The sequence below is a fragment of the Nitrospira sp. KM1 genome (assembly GCF_011405515.1).
In the GTDB taxonomy this organism is placed as follows: Bacteria; Nitrospirota; Nitrospiria; order Nitrospirales; family Nitrospiraceae; genus Nitrospira_C.
In genome coordinates this window covers 3,246,065-3,267,399 of record NZ_AP022671.1, presented here as the reverse complement: position 1 = coordinate 3,267,399, position 21,335 = coordinate 3,246,065, and the positions used below count along the sequence as shown (strand labels likewise).

Sequence of the window (21,335 nt, the reverse complement as noted above, 5' to 3'; positions counted from 1 at the left end):
ATAGTGTCGCGGCATGGCAGTCAGAGTGCTTGGGATAGTGCCTTGCTCAATGAAGTGGCGCCTGAGCCGACAGCTTGAAAAACAGGAATTCAAACAGGTTGGTCGGAGTAAGTTGCTTGCAGATGAAGAGCCGCAAGGCCTCTAGCAGGCTGTTGAAAAACTGTTTGGACCCCGGAAAACACAGAGCCGGTATGATCGCTGATCGGGTCGGAAGAGCTCACATGATGTTTAAAAAGGCCATGTCTCACCCATCCAGCCCTGGCGATTCCATTTCCACCCTCCCACCCACCGATTGCTTTGCAATCGTCATCCCGCAACGCGCCGCTCCGCAGGCAAGGCCGCAGCGAGGTCCGCGGCGCGAAGAATAATGAGCGCCCAGTGTCTTGAGGCGAAGCGTATCCATTCTCACCCGCCCGCCCACCGACTGCGGGGACAGTCGTTTTCCCAGGTCTCACCCGCCCGCCCACCGACTGCGGGGACAGTCGTTTTCCCAGGTCTCACCCGCCCGCCCACCGACTGCGGGAACAGTCGTCTTCCCGGGTCTCACCCGCCCACCCACCGACTGTGGGAACAGTCGTCTTCCCGGGTCTCACCCGTCGCCCCGAGCGGCCAAGCCGCTCGTACCCGTGCCGTACGCTGAGCCTCTGAGGTTCACGCCGTGCCGAATAAGGCACGGCACGCCTGTGAACGCCGCCGAGATAGTGAGGCGGCAGTGTCCCGCGAGAACGCAGCCTGGTGAAGACGTGTCTTGGCACGTCCGGGCGGGTGGGTGACATGAGCGACTTTTTCAACATCCTGCTAGGCCCGAGAGATGGATCCGGTGGAAATGAAGGCCACCAAATCCGGTGCCGAGCCCACCGCGGCCCCCTGCCAATTGATTGATTAACGCTTGTTCGTCAAAGAGGAACTTCCGGGCTACCTAAGGCATGATACCCTGAAAAATGCAGTGAGTAATTTCGCCGGTTAGAAAGGGAGGGTGCTGATCGTGAGCAGGTATGTGTGGATTGCAGATCCGTAGGCTAACGCCTCGGGTTCTGTCTGATCTGCTCTCAGGGAGGAAAGGTACCTCGTTGGTTATCTGAAGCGTGGCTTGATTAAGCCTCAGTACGGAACTGATACTGCATCCAGCAGTTGCATCTGTCAGTCATTGACTCCAAATGGAGAAAGGATAAATGAAAAAACCAGCCATCAAGAAATCTTCTGGGTCCAAGAAACCGTCAGCATCTCGTACTTCGCCTCGGCGCTCGACCAAACAGCCGGTGACATTTGAATACTTCGGCCCGTCGGCGACCACTGTCACCGTCGCCGGGAATTTTAATCAATGGGATCCGGAAGCTCACTCTCTCAAAACCGACGCTGGCGGATTGTGGAAGATTACCCTGCGACTCGAACCAGGGGCCTATCAGTATAAGTTTGTGATCGACGGGCAGCGTTGGGAAGAAGACCCATTAAATCTTCGCCGAATCGCCAATGAGTACGGCACCTTCAATTCGATTCGAGATGTCGATCCGCTGAGACCAGTTGATCCAAAACCAAAGTCAGCTGGATAGTCATTGAGTGGGACTCGGTAGAAAGACAACTGAAAAGAGAACCGACAAAAGCAAGCGCTTACGTTCTATAGGCGTTTGCCTGCTAGGCCGGCTACAGTTTGTCGCCGGAGGCCGCTACAGTTTGGTACAGCCTCCGGTCGATACGGTGATGTGTTAAATTTTTTCAACTAGGGAAGTCTTTTGGCCTTCGCACTGCTAGGTCCAAGCCCCCACTTGGTCCTCTAACTTTAAAATGTCATTTGGCGCCTTGGCCTGGCATGTCTGAGCCAGCGGGAAAGCCGCCTGCGGTCGGATCGTCACCGGTCACCCCACTACCTCTACGATCCATTTGCGACTCGCGTTCACGGATGTTCTTGAGTTCATCCTCGAATACTTTCTTCACATCCGGCGACGTGTCGGCGGCGGCCACGCTGGGATTCAGTTGCTCCTTGGGTATATTCAGCTGAACCTGGCCCTTCTCCTTGTCCACTTTAAAATTGCTCCAGGGAAACGCCTGATACTGGCCGCTGTGGCCGATCTCGATCATCGCATATTCAATGCGTTTTGTTTCAGAATCCATGATCACGCTCTTCAGCTGTCCCAGTTCTTCCCCCTTCTGGCCCACGACTTTGTCGCCCACCAGCGAGCTCTCGACCTCCACCTTCTTGCCGCGGGCCACGGGCAACACGGTATATTTGCTCGGGACCCCGGTATCCCCCGCCGAGTTCGTAATGTTCGTCGACCCCGGGGACGTCTTTCCCCGTTGTTGCTCACGCTGATCGGCTGATGAATCCGCTCCGACCACTGCCGGTTGCAGCGGCCACGCCATCAACATGAACGCGCCCACGGCACTCAAGACACAAGTTCTGCTTTTCATAACCCCTCCCTCGTTCTAAAAGTGTGTTCCCACGAAATGACTGACGATGTAGTTAAAACGGTCTTGTGCAAGGAGAAGGCCGAAGAGTGAGCGGCAGATTAGTTGGATTTCGATGCGAAGGATCAATTCCTTATGGACAATCTGTCTGACCGGGACGTTCTGTCAAGAGAATCATCGCCCCCACACCCAGATATTGAAGAACTTTCACGCTGCTTCGGGAAAGGCGGATCCCTCCGACCAAGCCTTTTCACGCCTCAACCGCTATGCCGAATCAAACGCCAGTACCAGCCCCAGAATGGTGAGGTGCTGGCTTGGCACGATTTTGGGTACTCCGAGCGCGGAGCCATGATGAAAGAATCCGCCTTGCGCCCCGCTCGAGTGGTCATAGCGGTACTCGAAACGGACAATGGCGAGTTGTTGCCCGAAATGCCGCTTGTACTCAAGCGTCGTCGAATTGGCCCAGAGCAACTGATCTCGTTCAGTCATCCTACCTTGTGGGTCCCAATAAAACTCCGGCCGGATTCCGACGCTCCAGGGTCCTGCGAGATGCCGCTGCGTGAAGAGCGCAGCGCCCATCCATGCCGCCCGGGCGTTCGTCGGCGCGTCGCTCATCTCCTCGCTGCCAACATCATAGGACAGGGCGATCTTCCACTCAGGAGTCCGCCACTCCACGGTTGAATCTGAAAAAATTCGCCAAAACCTGAGTGAGGTATCTCGCTGATCGGGCCCATAGTAAAGATTCTGATACAGCGTGACATGATCTCCGGCGCGCCACTCCATCTTCGCCACATAACTAGGCAAGTCATTGGCATGCGAGAGATGCTGATATTCATTGACGATGTACAGGCCCAATTCGAAGGATTTTGTGATTTCAGACGACGCACCCACGCCGATCATAAAGTTGGGGTTGTAGTCGGTGAGATAGGCGCGGGTGTAATTGATATTGTATTTCGCATAAAACTCTTCATAGGTCTTCATGCCTTTGATCAGGCCGGCTGAAATCGTCAGCCCGTGTCCGACAGGAGCAAGGTAACTCACGTTGGCCCGCGCCAGATATCTGAGCGTATCAGCCCCTTCGATCGGTTTTACCCCACTCGCATTCGGCTGCGGCACGAGCGCGTCGGTGTCGTACCCGCCTTGAAAGGCGAGCTCCATGCCCCAACGCGACTCGCGCGCGGGGTCTTTCCGCAGATAGGCTAGTCCCATATTCGGAGCCAGCTCATTGGTACGGGGACTGGTTTCCTTGCTTCTCCATTGATGATTTTCCGGGAAGTTGTAGTTCAACTCGTACGCAAGATCCAGAAATCCCCCGTACTGCCATACATCGGCAGCTTGCCCGTGTTGGAACGCCATCAACCATGTGGAGAGAGATACGACGAGGATCCGCCCGATCAGCCATGAAACGTGGCGCGATGATAGACAAGCAATCGCATTTCCAGAGCCGGGCGGGAACGACCCTGGTGAACAGTATCTAAAAATCCACTTCAATTTTGTTTACCACTCGTTTGCCTTCGGCAAGGGATCGGGTGATGGTTTCAGCATGGGATTTACTTTCATGATCATCCGACATGCCGCTCAGATAGATCACGTCTCCCTCGACATTGACTTCCAACCGGCTGAGATTGAGCTCGTCCGTTCTGAGGAATGCCTCATCGATCCGAGCGGCAAGGCGGTCATCGTCCAGCTGTTGCGGGCTTACGCACCCAGCCGGCAAGAGACAGACTGCGCATAGCGCGAAGCCACCTAGCAGGATGTTGAAAAAGTCCTCCGGCTGCGTTCTCGCATCGCTCAGAGGCTCAGCGTACGGCCAGGGAAAATGACTGTTCCCACAGTCAGTGGGCGGGCGGGTGAGAAAGGATACGATTCGCCTCCAAGACACTGGGCGCTCACCGACTCGCGCCCGTCCGCAACCGTGACGCTCATTATTCTTCGCGTCGCGGACCTCGCTGCGGCCTTGCCGGAAGGCCTTTTTGAACATCCTGTGAGTTCTTCCGACTCGATCAGCGATCATGCCCGGCTCTGTGTTTTCCGTGGTCCAAAACAGTTTTTCAACAGCCACCTACGACCTTGCCCATCATCCCGCCTTCGGAATAATCGAAATGCTGCCATTGGTTTCAAGAATGGCATAGCGGATCTGTTCCATCGTGCCGAGGCCATAGTTCTCCCGTGCGGATGACAAGATATCCTCTTCGTCCACGCGCGCTTTCTTCATCAGCTCTCTCTGCGGTCGGCTGTCCTTCACCAGTATCAGAGGCATGCCTTCAATCACGCGTTCCAGCCGAGGGAGGCGGAGCTTCATGTAGGACAGGAGAATATTGAGTCCGACAAGCGTGGAGATCACGAGCATGCCGTTGATTACGGAGAAATCATCGCCGGTCATGGCATTTTGAGCAGCCTCGCTGATAATCAACACGAGGACGAAATCAAAATTGGTCATGTTGCCCAAGGTCCGGCGCCCGGCGATGCGAAAGATTACTAATAAGAACACATAGACGGTAACACCACGAATGATGGAGTCCATGGACAGCCTTTCGTTGACTATGGCCAAATAAAGTGGCTCAGCGTGACAGGCGTTCCGTCATCGAGCCGAACCCTTCCACTTAATCTGCCAAGTGATCGAAACTCGAGCGCGAAGGACATCGTCGCGTCCTCTCCGGTCGCCTTAAAGACGAATGCTCGACTCCCTTCTCGGCTGTCGCCTGGCAGAGCGAAGGGACTGGTCACCTGAACATACAAGTCATTGAGGTAGCTTTCATCTATCCAGAGGCGCACCGTTCCCTCTTTGAAAGCGGAATTCTTTATGCGAACGGAGATATCCGACTGGCTGCCGTAGCGAGCGAAACGATCATATGTGACGACGAGATGTCCATCAGAACTGGAAGCGGAAGTGCGTGCTAGCGGATGATGCCCGAAGAGTCCGCCAAGGGCTGCAGCAATGAACAGGGCAAGTATACCCCAGCCAATGCGTTCGCTTTTCCATTGACGGTATTGGAATGGAAGATCCTGTTTGAGATCCAGCCATTCGTTCATGGGAGGAGTATGAGAGGGTCCGTGGCTGACGGCTCGCGCCAGCCGTCTGTATAGAGCGAGAAACTACCCTCGTTTTTCACAAAGTCGAAGTAGAGTGTCCTCGGTTCATCCAAGACGATGGTGCCCCATCCTGCAGGACCATTGACCACCAGAGGATCCATATCCATCGGTGTCCTGTAGAGCCTGACCTGGCAATGAGGGGGATCGATCACATAATGAAATGAAACCTCACAAGCTGCCTCTGAGGCTCGAAGTTGTATCTTGGAAAGCGTGGGAGCGGCCATCGGCTCATTGTCCATGAACAAAAGGCCTTGTGCAATTTCAGATTCTCTGGCGAGAGAGCAGCGATAGTGATGAGAGTAAGCCATTTTCTCCGAATTTCCATGAGTCCATCGGACAAAATGATCTGACACACTGTCTCCACGAGACAGTCTGCCCGGCATATTCCAAGCAGCTCCATAATAAAAACCGCCTTCTAGTCAAGTTTTCTTGAATGGTCTTCACTTTGCAAAGGAGTGGCTGCCGTTCCTTTAACCGCTAGTCCCAAGGAGATCTATGCAACAGACAGAGCTCCGCGCATTAACGACCTGCGTTTTCCCTGGCTTGTTCGTCCTGCTTGCTCTTACTTTCCTATTCCACGGTGTCGCTTCTGCCAATGACAAGTCCCCCATGGCCCCCCGCGATGCGAAACAGCCATCGGTGGCTCAAGGGGATGCTTTGACGACGAATCAGGGCATCAAAATCGAGGATGATGCGAATTCGTTGAAAGCCGGCTCACGAGGCCCGACCTTACTGGAGGATTTCCACTTTCGGGAGAAAATGACGCATTTCGATCATGAGCGGATGCCTGAACGTGTGGTACATCCGCGGGGGTCGGGAGCCCATGGCTATTTTCAAGTGTACAAGTCCTTGTCCAAATACACCAAGGCAGCCGTCCTGACCGATACGTCGGCCAAAACTCCCGTGTTCGTGCGCTTTTCAGTGGTGAATGGGAACCTCGGCACTGCCGATACCATTCGCGATGCCAGAGGATTCGCGACGAAGTTCTATACGAGCGAAGGGGTCTGGGATCTCGTCGGCAATAACATTCCCGTGTTCTTTATCCAGGACGCGATCAAGTTTCCCGATCTTGTGCACGCCTTCAAGCCCGAACCGCACAACGATATACCGCAAGGCTCTACGGCGCATAACAGCTTCTGGGACTTCATTTCTCTCACGCCCGAATCGATGCACATGATCATGTGGATTATGTCCGACCGAGCCATTCCGCGAAGCTATCGGATGATGGAGGGGTTTGGCGTCCATACGTTCCGCCTCGTCAACGATCAGGGCAAGTCCACCTTTGTGAAATTTCACTGGAAGCCTGAACTGGGCGTACATTCCCTCGTCTGGGATGAGGCTCAAAAACTGGCGGGCAAAGATCCTGACTTCCACCGGCGTGACTTATGGGAAGCGATCGAAAACAAGGCGTATCCGGAGTATGAACTGGCTCTTCAACTCGTGCCGGAAGATGAGGCGGACAAGATCGGCGTCGATGTCTTAGACCCGACAAAGATTTGGCCTGAAGACAAAGTGCCTGTGCAGCGTGTGGGCAAATTGACCCTCAACCGCAACCCCGACAACTTCTTTGCTGAGACGGAAGAGGTCGCGTTTCATCCCGGCCATCTGGTCCCTGGCATCGATGTATCGGACGATCCGTTGTTGCAAGGCCGTCTGTTCTCGTATCTCGACACGCAACTCAATCGATTTGGGACGCCGAACTTTACCCAGTTGCCGATTAATCAACCCAAGTCGCCGGTGAATAATTTCCAGCAGGACGGGCCGATGCGCTTTACCAATCGACCGGGAAAGGCCAATTATGAACCCAACTCTCTGAAGAGCACTCCGGACGAAGCCGAGGCAACCAAGGGCGGATATGTGCATTACCCCTCCACGGTGCAGGGTACGAAGATAAAAGAGAGGAGCAAGACATTCGGTGATCACTACACGCAGGCGGCGCTGTTTTACAACAGCCTCACCCTGCCGGAGCAGGATCACATCGGACAAGCCTTGACCTTCGAGTTATCGAAAGTTTCCGAGGCCAAAATCAAATCATTGATGCTTGATCATCTGGCAAAAGTCGATGAGGCCTTGGCGACCAAAGTCGCAGCCAAACTCGGCTTGCAGTCCCCGAAGGGGCAGCCCGCGGCTCGTGCGGGCAAAGCCAAGGGTCTCAGCCAGGAGGAACCGCCGACTGGGACGATCAAGAGCCGCAAAGTGGCGATCTTGGCATCAGACGGCGTCGTGACGTCGGACATTACACGCCTTGAAGCAAGCTTGAAGAAGGAAGGTGCGACCGCCGAGATCATCGCTCCGCATATGGGCCAACTGAAAGATCTCAAGATTGATAAGAGTTTTGTCACCGCGGACTCCATCATGTATGACGCGGTTTATATCCCCTCCGGGAAAGAAAGCGTGTCGGCACTGATGAACGATTACGAATCCCGTCATTTCGTACGCGAGGCGTACGATCATGGGAAGGCCATTGCTGCGAGTGGAGATGCTAAGGAACTGTTACAGGCCGTGGGGGTGAGCAGTGCGGCGGCCGGTGTCGTCATCGACAAAGACGCTAACGACCTGTCGAAGGCGTTTGTCGAAGCGATGAGCCACCACCGCCATTGGAATCGGCCGAAATAAGAAAGGAGCGGCGCAAGACGAGTTCGACACCGAGTGAAATGGGCTTTGTATAACTCATACGAGCAAGATCGAACCATGCCCGTAATGACCAAACCACCGACAGTTTGAAAGATGCTTAAGGAGATCATAAGAAGGTGAAAGCCATCTTCGATGAATTCGAGGAGGCCACTGACAAGCGTAAGAAAGCCAGACTGGTTCTGGAAGGGGTTCGGGAGCTTGAGTCCATACCGGCCGCCATCGAAGAGGAAATCGTCTACCAGCCATCCGGAAGAGCTGGACGAAGAAGATCTCATGGATAAGGCAATGTCCTTTTCATTAAGAAGAGGTGAAAACAGCTGACACAGCAAGACAAGGTGCCTTGCAGAATATCCTCAAGCGTCTGAGATCAATCTCTCACTCCGCTACTCGCCCCTCTCTGCCGCGTCAGAGCCATTCGATCTCCCGTTGTTTTAGTCACATGGCCATAAAAACTGTTTCCTAACACTTGCGTCGGTGAAATACTTAGACAAGGTGATGGAATGGGGTAAATATTTTATTCATCGACGGGAATAAAGAAGATCGTTCCTACTTCGTCGAGCGTCTCAAGACCCACCTTTACGACTACCATATTATTGAAGCCGACACCGGTGGAGCGGGACGTGAGATCCTGCGTCATCAATCAGTGGACTGCATCGTGCTTGAGCTTGATCTCACCGATGTTTCTCCTTTCGTAATTCTCGTAAACAGTGTGAAACGTGTGCACTCCCCCTCTATGCCAGTCGTTGTGCTCACGCATGTGCCCAATCGCTATCTCTGGGAACTCGCGAGGAGTAACGGGGCATATGCCTGTCTCTGGAAGCCGCAAGCCACGGGTGACATGCTTGCCATGACCATCCTAAGAGCTCTGGCACACATCCCTCCCAAAAAGAAGGAGCGTCATCTGCCAAGATTCTCCTTTGAGTAGAAACAATAGGTGTCATAGCTCGGATCGACCCTCGAAGTCTCCTCTCGCCGTCCGAACACCTAAGTCGGATATCGATCTCATCTCGTCGCACGAACGAGGCGACAACTACCACGTTGATCCGAACAATCCGAAGGGAAGGGCAAGAGGCTTGCTAGGAAGAGGACAAGCACAACCCACGGGCTATACCGATGTACGATGAAGCAAAATTTGGCGAGACACGAAACAGATCAGAGACTCCCTTCACGGTCACCATTGCGGTGATGGTCGAGGCCATTTGACCCAACGGCAGAATAAAATCCACCGCCCCGGTTTCAATCGCGGCGTGGGGCATGTCGAAACTGTACGACGTTTGTCGATCTTGCACTAAGACCCGTCCATCGGCATTTTTGATAAACCGGCTGCCGACGGCTCCGTCCCGTCCCGACCCCGTTAATACCACCCCCAAGGTCTGCTTCCCATACGCATAGGCCGCGCTTTCAAACAAAATGTCGGCCGAGGGACGGACGTAATTCAGCTTTTGCAGACTCGAGACATGGCACGTCCGATTCTTTCTGATTATCAAATGCTTGCCAGGCTGAGCGACGAGGATGTGCCCTGGACGGATAGGGTCGTATTCCTCGGCCCACTTCACTGGAAGACTGGTCACGCGACTGAGAATGTTCACAAAGTAACTTGCGGGGTTCGTCATGTGGGTCACAATGACGATGGCGGCAGGAAAACGGGGCGATAATCCGCTGATGACTTCTCGAACGGCCTCTATGCCGCCAACGGACGCGGCGATCAGCACGACATCAAAGGCGGCAAACTGATCGGCTCGAGACATCTCTCCCCTCACTTTTGAGTACGGTAACGTACAGATGAATGTTACCGTAACATATGTCCAAATGGAAAGGGGAACGGCAGTGAAGACTTCCACCCAAGAAGCCAATCGTCTCTTGATGGCCTTGAGAGAGCCGGAGCGGAAACCGATTTTACAGAAGTTGAGACGCGTCACGATGAAGGTGCGATCCAAAATCTATGAAAAAAACCGGCCGATCAAAAAGATTTATTTCCCGTTGAGCGGGGTTTATTCCATCGTCAGTGACACGAAAGATGGCAAGACCGCCGAAGTGGCGACCGTGGGCAATGAAGGGGTGTTGGGCCTTCCTGTGTTTTTCCAAACGGAGACCGTCCCGTTACGGGCGTTCACCCAAGTGGCCGGTGAATGTTTGGTGATGAACGCAACCGATTTCCGATCCATCACCACCGATGCGAGCTCTAGCTTTTGTCGCCTGCTTTATCGGTATGCTCAAGCCCTGTTCAATCAGATCGCGCAACACGCCGCCTGCAGTGCTGTCCATTCGATCGAGGAGCGATGTGCGCGCTGGCTCTTGATGACACATGACCGAGTCGTTTCGGACGAGTTTACCCTGACACAGGAATTTCTTGCACAGATGTTAGGCGTTCGACGTGCCACTGTGTCGCTCGCGGCCAGTGGCCTCCAGCATGCCGGCCTGATCACCTATCGACGCGGCATCATACGCATTCTGGATCGCGAAGCATTGGAATCCGCTTCCTGCGAACACTACGCACTCATTCGAGACGAATATCATCGATTAGCGCCGCCAGCTTAGGATGGGGAAACATGAAATCGTGAGAATTCAATAGAGAGCAAGGGCAACAGAGGGAAATATGCTGCCCTTGCTTGAGCAGGGAGGTTGGTTGGACGATGGACCTCCGGGCGAGGGGAGGCTTATCGTCCGCCACCGCCTGCGCCACCTGATCCACCACCTGACCCGCCCGACATTCCTCCTCTTGATCCAGGAGCCGTGGGGGCTGGCATGGGGGCTGCGGTCCCCGTACTTCCACTGCCTGGGTTTCCACCGCCCATAGATCCCATCCCTGACGACCCACTCTTTGGACTTCCGTCTGACTTTTGACCGGATCCTCGCTCCACGCCTGATGGTGAATTCGGATTGCCTGACTGCGGCTGACCTGGCTGCCGCGACTTATCGGACTGCGCCATGCCTTGCTCAGCACTTACTTCCGACATGCTGAGTGGAACGGCGACGAGGAGGGCACTCATAGCGAGAATGCTCTTTACTGCGTGTGACATGATGTCTCCTTTGAGAGGGGTTGGTTCACTGGGTTGCTGCGGCTTTAACGATTCGGTTCTTGGCATCGACGCGGACGATTCTGGGGACGTGCCGTGTGATCTCTTCTTCATCGTAATATTCATAGCAAAAGATGCTCAGTCGATCGCCCACTGCAGCCTTCCTGGCGGTGGGACCGTTGACGATGACATTCCCTCCACCTCGCCGGCCCGGAATCGCATAGGTCAGAAATCGTTCACCGTTGTTTAAGTCAAAGCACATGATGGCCTCATAGGGAAGAATCGCGGCGGCTTCCATGAGGTCCTCATCGATCGTCAAGCTACCTTCGTACTCCAGATATGCGCCGGTCACCGTGGCGCGGTCAATTTTGGATCGCAACATTTGCCGAAACATGCCTTAGTGCTTTACCGTGCCGCGCCATCCACCAGTTTCTTTGCCCCGCGCCTCGATGTAGGTTTTAAACCGCTCAAGGTCGCTCTCGACTCGATTGGACACCACCCCTATTGCCTCTCCGACATTTTCCACCATGCCGTGCGGTTCATACTGCAGCTGGAGCATCACCTTTGAACGGGTGTCCGAGAGCCGATGGAAGGTCACGACGCCCGCGTTCTGGGTTCCGTCAAGACTCTTCCACGCAATGCGTTCATCTGGTACTTGCTCGGTAATTTCCGCCGTCCATTCTTCTGTTTTTCCTCCGATATTGGCCTTCCACTTCAGATGCGTGGTATCGAGCTGAGTGACCTGCTCCACTCCATTCATGAAGCGGGGGAATTCCTCGAACTGCGTCCATTGGTTGTAGGCGACTGTGACGGGCACACTGATTTCCACACCCTTCTCGATCAATGACATTGGTTTTCTCCTCTGTTGAGTTTGGCCATCAGCGCCTCAGTGAGAGGCCTTCGAGAGATACTTGAGCGTGGTCACACGACCCATGTCGTCCACCTCTGCTTTCACGCGATCGCCTTGATGGAAATCACATGAGCCGATCTTGAATCCTGAACCCTTCGCGGTTTCATCCGGCCGCTGGCCCTGCTGAGCTTGCCGCTCGCTGATACCCTGGTGTTTGTCTGCATCCCGATCGCTCGACATTTGATCTTTGCCTTTGTCACCACTGGATGGAGCTTTGGCACAGTCGAGATTGGTGTCTTTATTCACCATTACTTTGACCCGATCCCCTGACGGCGCGGCTTGAATCTCGTATTGTTCTCCGTTGACACTGACCAGTTCTCCTTCGAGGGTAGCCTGCGCTCCTCCCACGGTAATTTGCCGGTTCTGCTCGGGTGTCTGCGTTCTGTTCGGATCACGCTTCTTTTCAGTTGATTCCGTATCATTAGCGGATCCAGAAGCAGGTGTCCCGAGCTCTCTCTTGTTCCCGGAATCGTTGGACGCAGCGGTCCCGACTGCCGGCACCATTCCATAAATGGCAACGACGGCACCGATGGCGGCGATGTGTAACATGGATCTCATGCTGTACCTCCGGACCTGAAGACCGTTCAGATCATTAAGAGTTTGAACGCATCCTGTGAACACCTATCGATTTGGGTCGGTCTACTGAGTGAAGGGAGCAAGAGGAATGCCCTAATCCGTTATGATGATTCTCCTGATAACTGCGTATTCCTTGTGTGAGAATATTCCTAATCACTCGACATCTTGTCTTAATCTGACAACTTGTCGGGATCATCGCGCGATGCCAACCCTGAAAAGGTTGGGATTTTCGACTCTTAGACGACGATCGAACGCGGAAGTGAGATTGCATACTTTACATGGGAAGCACGGAAGTGAAATTAGAACGGCAGGGAAGCAGGGAGGTGCCGCATGATTGAATTAGGCATGATTGAAATAGGATTGCTTGGAGTGCTTATTCTGGGTGGGATTATCGCGCTAATCTCTTGGACCATGGCCGTTGAGGCCGATTCGGAGAAGCGGCATCACCGCTTGTAGCAGCGCTGCATAATCCTGAAGATCAATGATAATGCCGTTGTGTGCAGCCGCGCTCAACTGCTGCGTGTATCGCAGCTCAGAACTGTCACGAACCCGATCATGTTTTGATGGTCACGGGCGGTAGATGCCCTGCCTCCGCAACCAATCCCCAACCAAGCAGTTGAAGAAGCGAAGTAACTTGATGGAGGTACAGGTAAACCACAGCCTTCCAAGTATGCCTTCAGTCCGATATGGAGTAACAGACATGGGGAATATTCTCACCAGTATCCATACCACGATAGCATGCACTCGGGAGGTCATCTTCACAGACAAAGTACTTCCACTCAGCATCAGAGCGGTCGACGATAATCCATACCACCATACCGGTTGATCCGACGAGTCGGATTGGTCTTGAGCCATCGCGGGAGGAGGCATGCCAGAGGGACAGAGGGACAGAAGGAAAGCTGTAGTACGAACGATCATATGGGTCCGGGGCACACGTGGCAATTTCGAAAATGGGATATTACCGTGAGAAGCGGCTTAGGCAGGCGGACGAAGATTTTTCGCAGCCATGCCGGTCACGAGTCGACGCGGAACGAATCGCTGGGCGTGGGTGTGCAAGTAATTGACGACGCCCGAGATCGTATAGCTCCTCCCATGTGCGAGTGCCTGCAATCCCACCCGAGCCACTTCGGCCGCAGACTTGGCCTGTTGCTTGTGTCGTCGGGGCCCTCCTGCCACTTTCTGAAATTCAGTGACGGTCCTCCCGGGACAGAGGGCACATACACGGAGGCCATAGCCACGTACTTCTTCGGCCAGCGCCTCGGCGAACAGCAGATCGAACGCCTTCGTCGCAGCATACGTGGCGAAATAGGGTAACCCCTGGAAGGCGGCGGTCGAAGAGACGATCAAGACCTCTCCGTGTCGGCGATCGATCATTCCCGGTAAATACAGATGCGTCAAGGCGACAACTGCCGCGACGTTGACCTGCACCATTGCCAACTGCCGTGTGCGGTCGGACGTTGAAAATGGTCCATAGGTGCCAAAGCCGGCATTGAGAACCAACAGGTCCACCTCAAGACGCTGTTTCTCTGTAAATGCGAACACATCATCGGGCGCGGCTGGTCGTGTCAGGTCGGCTGGGAAGATTTTGATGCGCACCCCATACTGGCGTGTGAGCTTCTCCGCTAATACCTCCAGGCGTTCAGAACGCCGCGCAGTCAAGATCAGATGGGCGCCGGCCTCGGCAAGTTGCTCAGCCAGTGCTTGGCCGATTCCCGCACTGGCTCCCGTGATGAGTGCCCATTTGCCACGCCAATGGTCCATGGCTTCTACTCTACCCCAGCCCATAAGGCCATGCCACCAACCAAGGAAGGCGCTTTTATTGTACGGGGAGATGGAGTCTGGTCTGTTTTGAGATCCTTCCCTCTTGTGATCTTCATCGATTGCAAGGAAGTCTTGTTTATACCCTTTTACGGAAGGTCCCGAAGAGATGTGATATGGCACGGGCACAACGATTACAGAAAGCGAATGACAGCACCCACTATACCCCTACCTCTCCGCCGAGACAGCGTCACGAGTTGATGATGGTTCCCCCATTGGGATGGAGGACCTGCCCGGTCATATACGACGAATCATCTGAGGCGAGAAAAACATAGCTTGGGGCGACCTCTTCCGGTTCTCCAGGCCTTCCGAGAGGCACATTGGATCCAAACGTCTTCACCTTATCCGCCGGAAACGTCGCGGGTATCAGGGGAGTCCAAATTGGACCAGGGGCTACGGCATTGACCCGAATGCCTCTTTCCGCTACGGCTTGCGACAGTGAGCGCGTAAAAGCCACGATGGCACCCTTGGTAGATGCATAATCCAAAAGATGATCACTCCCTTTATAGGCCGTCACTGAAGTGCTGTTAATGATGGCACTGCCTTCGTTCAAATGTGACATCGCGGCTTTCGTCATGTAGAAGAATGAAAAGATATTTGTTCGGAAGGTCCGCTCCAGTTGCTCAGCCGTGATGTGTTCGATCGATTCCTGGGAATGCTGTTCGGCTGCATTATTGACGAGAATATCCAGTCGCCCCAGCTCCTGCACGGTGCGGTCAACCACCTGTCGGCACAGGCTCTCTTCACCGACATCGCCGGAAATCGTCAGACACTTGCGCCCCTCTTTTTCGACAAGCCGTTGCGTTTCTCGGGCGTCGTCATGTTCATTGAGGTACACAATGACAATGTCCGCTCCCTCTTTTGCGAAGTGTACCGCGACCGCCCGCCCAATCCCGCTGTCCCCGCCGGTAATCAGGGCTACTTTGTCAGTGAGCTTCCCGCTCCCGAGATAGGAACGCGACACCACTTTTGGCCGAGGCCGCATTTTTGCTTCCACACCGGGCTGGCCACTCTGTTGCTGCGCGGGCTTGGTTTGATGTTCAGACGCCATGGCTTTTCCTCTTTGGTTTAGATACGACCTGATATCGCAAGAATTACAAGGATGAGCAGGATCAGTCCAAGGCCGCCAGAGGGGTAGTAGCCCCACCCCGAGCTATACGGCCATGCTGGCAATGCTCCGATCAACAACAAGATCAGAATGATGATGAGAATGTTGTTCATAGGAAGAATCCTTTCGTGCGGCTGGGCCTGTCAATACCGTCGCTGACCGCTCAGTGGACGGCGCTGCAACTTCTGCAAAGGGAGTACCGAATCACAAAGGACGAGAAGTGCTCGATTTCCGACGCACCCACAATGGGACCCTAGGACAATCTGTCGAAATAGGACGATTTGTCGTCAACGGTGGGAGTTAGTTATGAGGCGTTCTCTATATATAGAGACATCATGAAACATCGACCTCACGCACCGAGCAGCTTTGGATGTCCCTACGTTGTAAGAATTAAAAGGAGGGGTAGATGGTCGTTCTTTAAGCCATGGCAGACGAACCCATCCAGTACCGTCGCTTCGTGGCCATTTCTGCCTTGGCCGATCACTTGGAAGTTGGGGTAGCTACCCAATGATTTCACTAAGCGCTTCGAGCATAGAGGGAAATTATCCACGACGAGTATCTTGATCATCATAAACCAGACCAATGTCTCTTTACGAAATTTAGCTCTACTAGATCCCAGCTAAGCCAAGGCTGCTCAATAAGGGGGTTTATTGGTAAGGATACGAGTGCACAGGCAGAGCCATGTTCACATTGTGCTCAATACAGGCAAATCTACGTGGAGGAAATGCGCGCCGCGCGGTAACTTGTCCTCTTCGAGGACAGAATGTCTTTCCATTTCATAAACAGGCGGCACCCGCATTGAACCCTAACCCCATGCGCTGTCTCACATTACGGACAAGAACAGTCCGTGCAAGATGCGAATCTGTAGAAAGGCTAGTGTCGAAAGCAGATCAGAGCTGTTGCTTTGCATAAAGGCACTGACTCTTCGAACAGTCCAAATGAGCCAGCCCCTTTAGAAGTGAGGAGGGATTGCCATGGGATAACTATCCTTGTGATCGATGGGCACCATGAGGATCGGTCCTACTTTGTCGAGCGCCTCGGATTGTCTTTGCCGGATTACCGCATTCTGCAGGCCGCTGCGGGCGAACACGCCCGCCAAACATTGCAAACGGAAAGCATCGACTGTGTCGTGCTCGAACTTGAACTCCCGGATATGTCCGGCTTTCAGATCCTGCTTGAGTGTGTACCCGTCTCAAGCGAACCGTCTCTCCCGATTATCGTGTTGACGCGTGTCCCGAATCGCGACATCTGGGATCTCGCGAGGAAGCACGGGGCCTATGCCTGCTTATGGAAATGGCATACAACAGGCGACCTCTTGACCATGACAATCTTGCGAGGCATCGCACAAATTCCGCCGACTCAGAAAGAAACAGGCAAGAACGAGTGGTCCGGTTTGAAGGATGCGGGCGAACCGGCGGTCGTACTGAAGCCTAGGCCGAGACTGCCGTCTTCGTTCTCCAAACTTCGGCTTCGAACCTCAATGACGGCCGTTGAAATAACATTTCGCTATGTCATTCGACCGGTCAATTGCGATGTGAAACTCTACCGCACCCCGATCGATCCAGATCCTCTGATGCTCTCAGGACCACGGGGCTTCTGTACCATCACCTTACATGAGCCTCAGACGTTGTATTATGAACTGCAAAAAAATTGTGCAAGCTTCACGGTCTGGACGGAAAGCTGGCGAGAACCGGACTAGCACGCTAGCGCGATCGGCTCGAGTTTCGTTCCCAGTACAATCCTGCGGCCATACCTTCGACTGCCACTCTGTTACTTCATAGATCCTCTAACTTTTTCCAGGTCATCGGCGGACACGGTCTTCCTCCGCAATGCGTTCTCTCACGCCACCCGACACTTCGGTGCCGCTCATACCAGGTTCATACAAACTATCGGGCGTCTTGCTCCTAAGCGGAGCGTTCTCCATTTGAACCGTATGAATCGATCGTCCAAACAAGCCGGCGGCGGTGTCTGGAGCCATACGGTGAAAGAACGCAGACGATTTGGCTCCGAAACCTACATTCACTTCCTGCTGTGGATTGCGCACGGTATCCACGATCGCATTGACGACATCCGAGGGATCGTACATGGGAGTTGCCCGTGGTGTGTGGCCCGTATAATTGGCTGCGTGTTCCCAAAACGGCGTGTCGGCAGCAGGAGGATTGACTGTGGAAACGTGGATCGTGTCGCTCTTGCTCAATCTCAATTCCTGGTTGAGTGCTTCTCCCAATCCATTGATGCCGAATTTGGTGGCGCTATAGGACGCATAGTACGGCGTACCGATCTTTCCCGAAATCGAGGCAATATTGATCAACCTGCCGAAGCCCTGCTGTCGGAATTGCTTCATTGCCAAATGACTGCCGTACAGCACCCCGAGTAAATTCGTCTGGACGAGCCGGGCATGGTCCTGGACGGGAATATCCTCGAATCGACCAAATGCTCCCACTCCGGCATTATTGATCCACACGTCGATGCGACCAAACTTTGAGAGTGTCGCTTGCGCGAGCCGCTGCATGTCCTCCACATTTCCCACATCGGTGGTGACCGCCAGCGCATCGTTGCCAACTTGCTGCGCTAATCCTTCGATGAGAGCAGTTCGTCTGGCGGCCAGCACGACATGAGCGCCTTCTCCGGCCAATTGTTGCGCCACGCCTTTCCCAAAGCCACTTGAGGCTCCGGTGATGATGATGACTTTGTCTTTCACATCGTAATGATGTCCGCATCCCACGACGTGAAGTGACCCGGCAAGGCAAAGAATTGAGAGACACACCTTGGTAAGCATAACGACCTTTCTGTCGCCTGGAGTGAATGATTGAAAATTGCGTCTCACCCGTCAGCCTCCTCGCCGGAGGTAGGGGTTTCAGTATGACTCACTGCCTCCCATGCAGGTTAAGAGGTTACGTACCGTCCATCGCCGCCTGCGCCAGCTTTGAGGAGGATTTACACGTGAATGGTCTGGCTCGATATGTCCACCTCGGCCTTGGCGTGCTTCCCTTTTGTAATGGTGCTGACTCCCGGTTGCAGTTCCGGCTTGGCTCCTTCGAGCAACTCGTTTTTTCGCCGTTCGACGGCGACAAGCAGTTCCTCCCAGTTCAATTCTTTCTCCTCAACCTCGGGGAACATGGTACCTTCTTCTTCCTTGATGTGATGCCGAATGCTCTCGGCCAAGACCTTAAACTTAGCGAAATACCGCTCATCCGCCGGCGACATGGCTCGCAACTCCTCGATGAGCAAATGCGCCACATGATGTTCCTCTAACGCTTCGTCCAGAATGTGCTTTTCCTCCAAGTCCGATCGTAAAACGGGATAGACCAATTCCTCTTCAATCGCCGCATGGACTTCGAGCTCCCTAATCCCTTGCGAGACTAAGAACGCTTTCATCCTGTCATCGGCCTGCTCAAAGTCCTCAAAGATCGTTTTGACCTTGTCATGATCGTCTTTCAACATCTTGAGTACGTCGGGAGTCCTGGTCACCAATCCCATAATGATCCTCCAATTGGTTTGAGGTGACAGCTTCTAGGCACGGCAGATGTGTTGCAAACCCAAAGCCATAACGAGCAGGTCCCACAAATAGGATGATTTCTAGTGGAGAGAGAGGATTTGGCTTGAGCTACAGGCGGAGAAGTTGTCTCGCCGGACAGGGTGTCCGTGTGCTGGGGCGTCCGATCAGTCTCTCACTTCTCCATTCGCCCTCTCAACCGCGTCAGAGCGCATCCCGATCTCACGCTGTTTTAGTCACAGGGCCATATAACCTGTTTCCTAACACTTGCGTCGGTGAAATACTTAGACAGGGTGACGCGATGGGTCAATATTTTATTCATCGCGTCATCAATCAGTTGACTATCGGCGAATGATCGGTTTCTTGCAGTGAACTTGAAAGGATGTACCTGTGGCATACACGGTGGCGGATTGCGTGGTGGAACGGCTGATTGAGTGGGGCGTGACGACCATCTTTGCTCTTCCCGGCGACGGCATCAATGGGTTGTTCGAGGCCTTACGAACTCGCCAAGATCGAATTCACGTGGTTCAAGTCCGTCATGAGGAGGCGGCCGCATTTGCCGCCTGTGCGTATGCCAAATTTACAGGACGACTTGGCGTCTGTCTTGCCACCTCCGGTCCCGGTGGATTGCATCTCATCAATGGCCTCTATGACGCGAAATCCGATGGGCAACCCGTATTGGCGCTTACCGGCCACACATTTCATGACCTCATTGGCACCCATTACCAACAGGATGTCGATCTCAACAAAGCCTTTGTCGACGTGGCGGCCTACAATGAACGGATCAACGGGCCTGCCCATGCGCTCAACGTGGTCGACGAAGCCGTCAAGACTGCTCTCGCACGCCGAACGGTTGCCCATATCACGATTCCAAAGGATGTGCAGGAGTGGACGCATGAAGTGCGCTCCAGCGGCAATACGGCCCAACACAGTGGCCAAGGATACAGCGAGGCTATGCCGCTCCCTTCCACAGAAGACTTGAGAAGGGCCGCGGACCTTATTAATGCGGGAGCGAGAGTGGCGGTGCTGGTGGGTCGCGGCTGCTTGACTGCGCGGGAAGAAATACTGCAACTCGCCGAAACCATCGGCGCGCCAGTGATCAAAGCCCTACTCGGGAAAGCCGTGCTGCCAGATGATAGCCCCTATACGACCGGGGGCATCGGGTTGCTCGGAACGGCCCCTTCGCAAGAGGTTCTGCAAACCTGCGACACGCTCATTATTGCCGGGAGCAGTTTCCCGTACCTTGAATTTTATCCGAAGCCGGCGGATGCAAGAGGGATCCAGATTGATGTGGATGCCGCCCGTATCGGACTTCGCTATCCAGTGGATATCGGGTTGGTCGGCCACTGCCGGCCAACTCTCCGCGCCTTGCTTCCCCTGCTCGAGAGAAAACGCGATCGGACCTTCCTTGCAAAGACGCAGCAGAGCATGCAGCAGTGGACGACGTTGATGGAGGAACGCGGGACTCGAATGGACATCCCGCTCAAACCGCAGGTTGTTGCACATCGGCTCAATGAGTTTCTTGATCCCGATGCGATTATCTGCTGTGATACCGGGACCATTACCACGTGGGCGGCCCGCCACCTGCGTATCAGAGAGCAGATGCAGTTTACGGCCTCGGGGACGTTAGCCTCGATGGGTTGCGGCCTGCCCTATGCGGTCGGGGCAGCCATGGCCTGTCCAAACCGTCAGATTGTCTGCATTGTCGGTGATGGGGGGTTCACCATGCTCATGGGCGAGCTCGCCACACTCGTTAAATATCGGTTGCCGGTCAAGATCATTCTATTCAAGAACAATTTACTGGGCATGATCAAATGGGAACAGCTTGCGATGGAAGGCAATCCCCAATTTGGCGTCGAATTGCAGCCGATAGATTTTGTCCTCTATGCCAGAGCCTGCGGCGCCGCGGGGTATTCTGTCGATCACCCGGAAGCGGTGGGCGACGTGCTGCGAAAAGCCTTCAGCGATTCAGGACCCGTGTTGGTCGAAGCGAGCGTCGATGCGCTGGAGCCTCCCTTGCCCGGGCATATCTCGCTTCACCAAGCCATGCAGTTCGGGAAGGCGCTCGCGCGCGGCCAGGAAGATCGGTGGGAGATCATTAAAACTGTCCTAAAAAATGCCATTCGAGAAGTCGTGTGAAGTCGAAATGGAAATATAACGATCAGCCGGGAAATTGCAGGATATGCACGCCGGCCCGCTCCGCCTTTGCGGGATATCGCTTTACGCATTGGCTGCTGCAATCGACGCCGCCGACCTGTTCTTCACCGTGTATGTGACCAC

General features: G+C 54.2%; 23 protein-coding genes. 8 read left to right on the top strand and 15 right to left on the bottom strand.

All coding sequences use genetic code 11. From position 1 onward, the window contains the following. The first annotated feature begins 1,172 nt into the window (after window positions 1-1,172). Complete coding sequence (locus W02_RS15375) at window positions 1,173-1,550, top strand: isoamylase early set domain-containing protein (RefSeq protein WP_173049235.1); 378 nt, start codon at window positions 1,173-1,175, stop codon at window positions 1,548-1,550. A 235-nt stretch (window positions 1,551-1,785) separates the two neighbouring features. Here W02_RS15375 and W02_RS15370 read toward each other — a convergent pair whose 3' ends face one another. From W02_RS15370 to W02_RS15345, 6 genes are all read right to left on the bottom strand, one after another. Beyond that, window positions 1,786-2,406 (bottom strand): PRC-barrel domain-containing protein, encoded by a 621-nt coding sequence (locus W02_RS15370; RefSeq protein ID WP_173049233.1) that lies wholly within the window; start codon window positions 2,404-2,406, stop codon window positions 1,786-1,788. Window positions 2,407-2,667: 261 nt separating this feature from the next. Further along, window positions 2,668-3,759, bottom strand: a complete 1,092-nt coding sequence (locus tag W02_RS15365; RefSeq protein WP_173049231.1) for an outer membrane beta-barrel protein — start codon at window positions 3,757-3,759, stop codon at window positions 2,668-2,670. Between the two features lie 118 nt (window positions 3,760-3,877). After that, window positions 3,878-4,417 (bottom strand): BON domain-containing protein, encoded by a 540-nt coding sequence (locus tag W02_RS15360; RefSeq protein ID WP_173049229.1) that lies wholly within the window; start codon window positions 4,415-4,417, stop codon window positions 3,878-3,880. A gap of 63 nt (window positions 4,418-4,480) precedes the next feature. After that, a complete protein-coding gene (locus tag W02_RS15355) occupies window positions 4,481-4,927 on the bottom strand; it encodes a DUF421 domain-containing protein (RefSeq protein ID WP_173049227.1) in 447 nt (148 codons plus the stop codon). Between the two features lie 17 nt (window positions 4,928-4,944). After that, complete coding sequence (locus tag W02_RS15350) at window positions 4,945-5,436, bottom strand: hypothetical protein (RefSeq protein ID WP_173049225.1); 492 nt, start codon at window positions 5,434-5,436, stop codon at window positions 4,945-4,947. Then, the gene (locus W02_RS15345; protein WP_173049223.1) at window positions 5,433-5,603 is read right to left on the bottom strand and encodes a hypothetical protein; all 171 of its coding nucleotides are present in this window, start codon (window positions 5,601-5,603) and stop codon (window positions 5,433-5,435) included. The genes W02_RS15350 and W02_RS15345 overlap by 4 nt, the downstream gene beginning before the upstream one ends. Before the next feature lie 502 nt (window positions 5,604-6,105). Between W02_RS15345 and W02_RS15340 the strand changes: the two genes are divergently transcribed. The 3 genes from W02_RS15340 to W02_RS22200 all read left to right on the top strand — a co-directional run bounded on the left by W02_RS15340 (window position 6,106) and on the right by W02_RS22200 (window position 9,055). Beyond that, the gene (locus W02_RS15340) at window positions 6,106-8,112 is read left to right on the top strand and encodes a catalase (RefSeq protein ID WP_197742033.1); all 2,007 of its coding nucleotides are present in this window, start codon (window positions 6,106-6,108) and stop codon (window positions 8,110-8,112) included. A 134-nt stretch (window positions 8,113-8,246) separates the two neighbouring features. Beyond that, a complete protein-coding gene (locus W02_RS15335) occupies window positions 8,247-8,411 on the top strand; it encodes a hypothetical protein (protein ID WP_173049219.1) in 165 nt (54 codons plus the stop codon). A 230-nt stretch (window positions 8,412-8,641) separates the two neighbouring features. Further along, window positions 8,642-9,055 (top strand): response regulator, encoded by a 414-nt coding sequence (locus W02_RS22200; protein ID WP_173051507.1) that lies wholly within the window; start codon window positions 8,642-8,644, stop codon window positions 9,053-9,055. Window positions 9,056-9,206: 151 nt separating this feature from the next. Here the strand turns inward: W02_RS22200 and W02_RS15325 are convergent, their stop codons facing one another. After that, on the bottom strand, window positions 9,207-9,878 hold the full coding sequence (locus tag W02_RS15325; protein ID WP_173049217.1) for a chemotaxis protein CheB: 672 nt from the start codon (window positions 9,876-9,878) through the stop codon (window positions 9,207-9,209). Window positions 9,879-9,957: 79 nt separating this feature from the next. Between W02_RS15325 and W02_RS15320 the strand changes: the two genes are divergently transcribed. After that, window positions 9,958-10,668, top strand: coding sequence for a Crp/Fnr family transcriptional regulator (locus W02_RS15320; RefSeq protein WP_173049215.1), 711 nt, complete (start codon window positions 9,958-9,960; stop codon window positions 10,666-10,668). 507 nt (window positions 10,669-11,175) lie between these two features. Here W02_RS15320 and panD read toward each other — a convergent pair. From panD to W02_RS15305, 3 genes are read right to left on the bottom strand one after another with little or no spacing between them, the layout of a single operon-like run. After that, a complete protein-coding gene (gene panD, locus W02_RS15315; RefSeq protein ID WP_173049213.1) occupies window positions 11,176-11,541 on the bottom strand; it encodes an aspartate 1-decarboxylase in 366 nt (121 codons plus the stop codon). 3 nt (window positions 11,542-11,544) lie between these two features. Further along, a complete protein-coding gene (locus W02_RS15310) occupies window positions 11,545-11,997 on the bottom strand; it encodes an SRPBCC family protein (protein ID WP_173049211.1) in 453 nt (150 codons plus the stop codon). Between the two features lie 36 nt (window positions 11,998-12,033). Then, window positions 12,034-12,615 carry a hypothetical protein gene (locus tag W02_RS15305; RefSeq protein WP_173049209.1) on the bottom strand — a complete coding sequence of 194 codons (582 nt, stop codon included), beginning with the start codon at window positions 12,613-12,615 and terminating at the stop codon, window positions 12,034-12,036. Window positions 12,616-12,963: 348 nt separating this feature from the next. On the opposite strand from W02_RS15305, the gene W02_RS21805 reads away from it, so the two are divergent. Beyond that, a complete protein-coding gene (locus tag W02_RS21805; RefSeq protein ID WP_255458518.1) occupies window positions 12,964-13,089 on the top strand; it encodes a hypothetical protein in 126 nt (41 codons plus the stop codon). Window positions 13,090-13,608: 519 nt separating this feature from the next. Here the strand turns inward: W02_RS21805 and W02_RS15300 are convergent. The 3 genes from W02_RS15300 to W02_RS15290 all read right to left on the bottom strand — a co-directional run bounded on the left by W02_RS15300 (window position 13,609) and on the right by W02_RS15290 (window position 15,672). After that, entirely contained in the window at window positions 13,609-14,394 is a 786-nt protein-coding gene (locus W02_RS15300; protein ID WP_173049206.1) for an SDR family oxidoreductase, read from the bottom strand. Between the two features lie 247 nt (window positions 14,395-14,641). Then, complete coding sequence (locus W02_RS15295) at window positions 14,642-15,502, bottom strand: SDR family oxidoreductase (RefSeq protein ID WP_173049204.1); 861 nt, start codon at window positions 15,500-15,502, stop codon at window positions 14,642-14,644. Window positions 15,503-15,519: 17 nt separating this feature from the next. Then, window positions 15,520-15,672 (bottom strand): DUF3309 family protein, encoded by a 153-nt coding sequence (locus W02_RS15290; protein WP_173049202.1) that lies wholly within the window; start codon window positions 15,670-15,672, stop codon window positions 15,520-15,522. Window positions 15,673-16,550: 878 nt separating this feature from the next. On the opposite strand from W02_RS15290, the gene W02_RS15285 reads away from it, so the two are divergent. Then, a complete protein-coding gene (locus tag W02_RS15285; RefSeq protein WP_197742032.1) occupies window positions 16,551-17,258 on the top strand; it encodes a response regulator in 708 nt (235 codons plus the stop codon). A 102-nt stretch (window positions 17,259-17,360) separates the two neighbouring features. Here the strand turns inward: W02_RS15285 and W02_RS15280 are convergent, their stop codons facing one another. Both W02_RS15280 and W02_RS15275 read right to left on the bottom strand, forming a co-directional pair. Then, window positions 17,361-18,386 carry an SDR family oxidoreductase gene (locus W02_RS15280; protein ID WP_197742031.1) on the bottom strand — a complete coding sequence of 342 codons (1,026 nt, stop codon included), beginning with the start codon at window positions 18,384-18,386 and terminating at the stop codon, window positions 17,361-17,363. 110 nt (window positions 18,387-18,496) lie between these two features. Beyond that, entirely contained in the window at window positions 18,497-19,039 is a 543-nt protein-coding gene (locus W02_RS15275; RefSeq protein ID WP_173049200.1) for a hemerythrin domain-containing protein, read from the bottom strand. A 406-nt stretch (window positions 19,040-19,445) separates the two neighbouring features. Between W02_RS15275 and W02_RS15270 the strand changes: the two genes are divergently transcribed. Then, entirely contained in the window at window positions 19,446-21,194 is a 1,749-nt protein-coding gene (locus W02_RS15270; RefSeq protein ID WP_173049198.1) for a thiamine pyrophosphate-dependent enzyme, read from the top strand. Window positions 21,195-21,335 lie beyond the last annotated feature (141 nt).

Bases quoted from the DNA above. Each gene is read 5' to 3' on its own strand.
- W02_RS15310 (WP_173049211.1), bottom strand. From the start codon at position 11,997: ATGTCATTGATCGAGAAGGGTGTGGAAATCAGTGTGCCCGTCACAGTC.
- W02_RS21805 (WP_255458518.1), top strand. From the start codon at position 12,964: ATGATTGAATTAGGCATGATTGAAATAGGATTGCTTGGAGTGCTTATT.
- W02_RS15300 (WP_173049206.1), bottom strand. From the start codon at position 14,394: ATGGACCATTGGCGTGGCAAATGGGCACTCATCACGGGAGCCAGTGCG.
- W02_RS15305 (WP_173049209.1), bottom strand. From the start codon at position 12,615: ATGAGATCCATGTTACACATCGCCGCCATCGGTGCCGTCGTTGCCATT.
- W02_RS15290 (WP_173049202.1), bottom strand. From the start codon at position 15,672: ATGAACAACATTCTCATCATCATTCTGATCTTGTTGTTGATCGGAGCA.
- W02_RS15365 (WP_173049231.1), bottom strand. From the start codon at position 3,759: ATGGCGTTCCAACACGGGCAAGCTGCCGATGTATGGCAGTACGGGGGA.
- W02_RS15345 (WP_173049223.1), bottom strand. From the start codon at position 5,603: ATGGATATGGATCCTCTGGTGGTCAATGGTCCTGCAGGATGGGGCACC.
- W02_RS15325 (WP_173049217.1), bottom strand. From the start codon at position 9,878: ATGTCTCGAGCCGATCAGTTTGCCGCCTTTGATGTCGTGCTGATCGCC.
- W02_RS15295 (WP_173049204.1), bottom strand. From the start codon at position 15,502: ATGGCGTCTGAACATCAAACCAAGCCCGCGCAGCAACAGAGTGGCCAG.
- W02_RS15350 (WP_173049225.1), bottom strand. From the start codon at position 5,436: ATGAACGAATGGCTGGATCTCAAACAGGATCTTCCATTCCAATACCGT.
- W02_RS15370 (WP_173049233.1), bottom strand. From the start codon at position 2,406: ATGAAAAGCAGAACTTGTGTCTTGAGTGCCGTGGGCGCGTTCATGTTG.
- W02_RS15275 (WP_173049200.1), bottom strand. From the start codon at position 19,039: ATGGGATTGGTGACCAGGACTCCCGACGTACTCAAGATGTTGAAAGAC.
- W02_RS15360 (WP_173049229.1), bottom strand. From the start codon at position 4,417: ATGATCGCTGATCGAGTCGGAAGAACTCACAGGATGTTCAAAAAGGCC.
- W02_RS15355 (WP_173049227.1), bottom strand. From the start codon at position 4,927: ATGGACTCCATCATTCGTGGTGTTACCGTCTATGTGTTCTTATTAGTA.
- W02_RS15340 (WP_197742033.1), top strand. From the start codon at position 6,106: ATGGCCCCCCGCGATGCGAAACAGCCATCGGTGGCTCAAGGGGATGCT.
- W02_RS15375 (WP_173049235.1), top strand. From the start codon at position 1,173: ATGAAAAAACCAGCCATCAAGAAATCTTCTGGGTCCAAGAAACCGTCA.
- panD (WP_173049213.1), bottom strand. From the start codon at position 11,541: ATGTTTCGGCAAATGTTGCGATCCAAAATTGACCGCGCCACGGTGACC.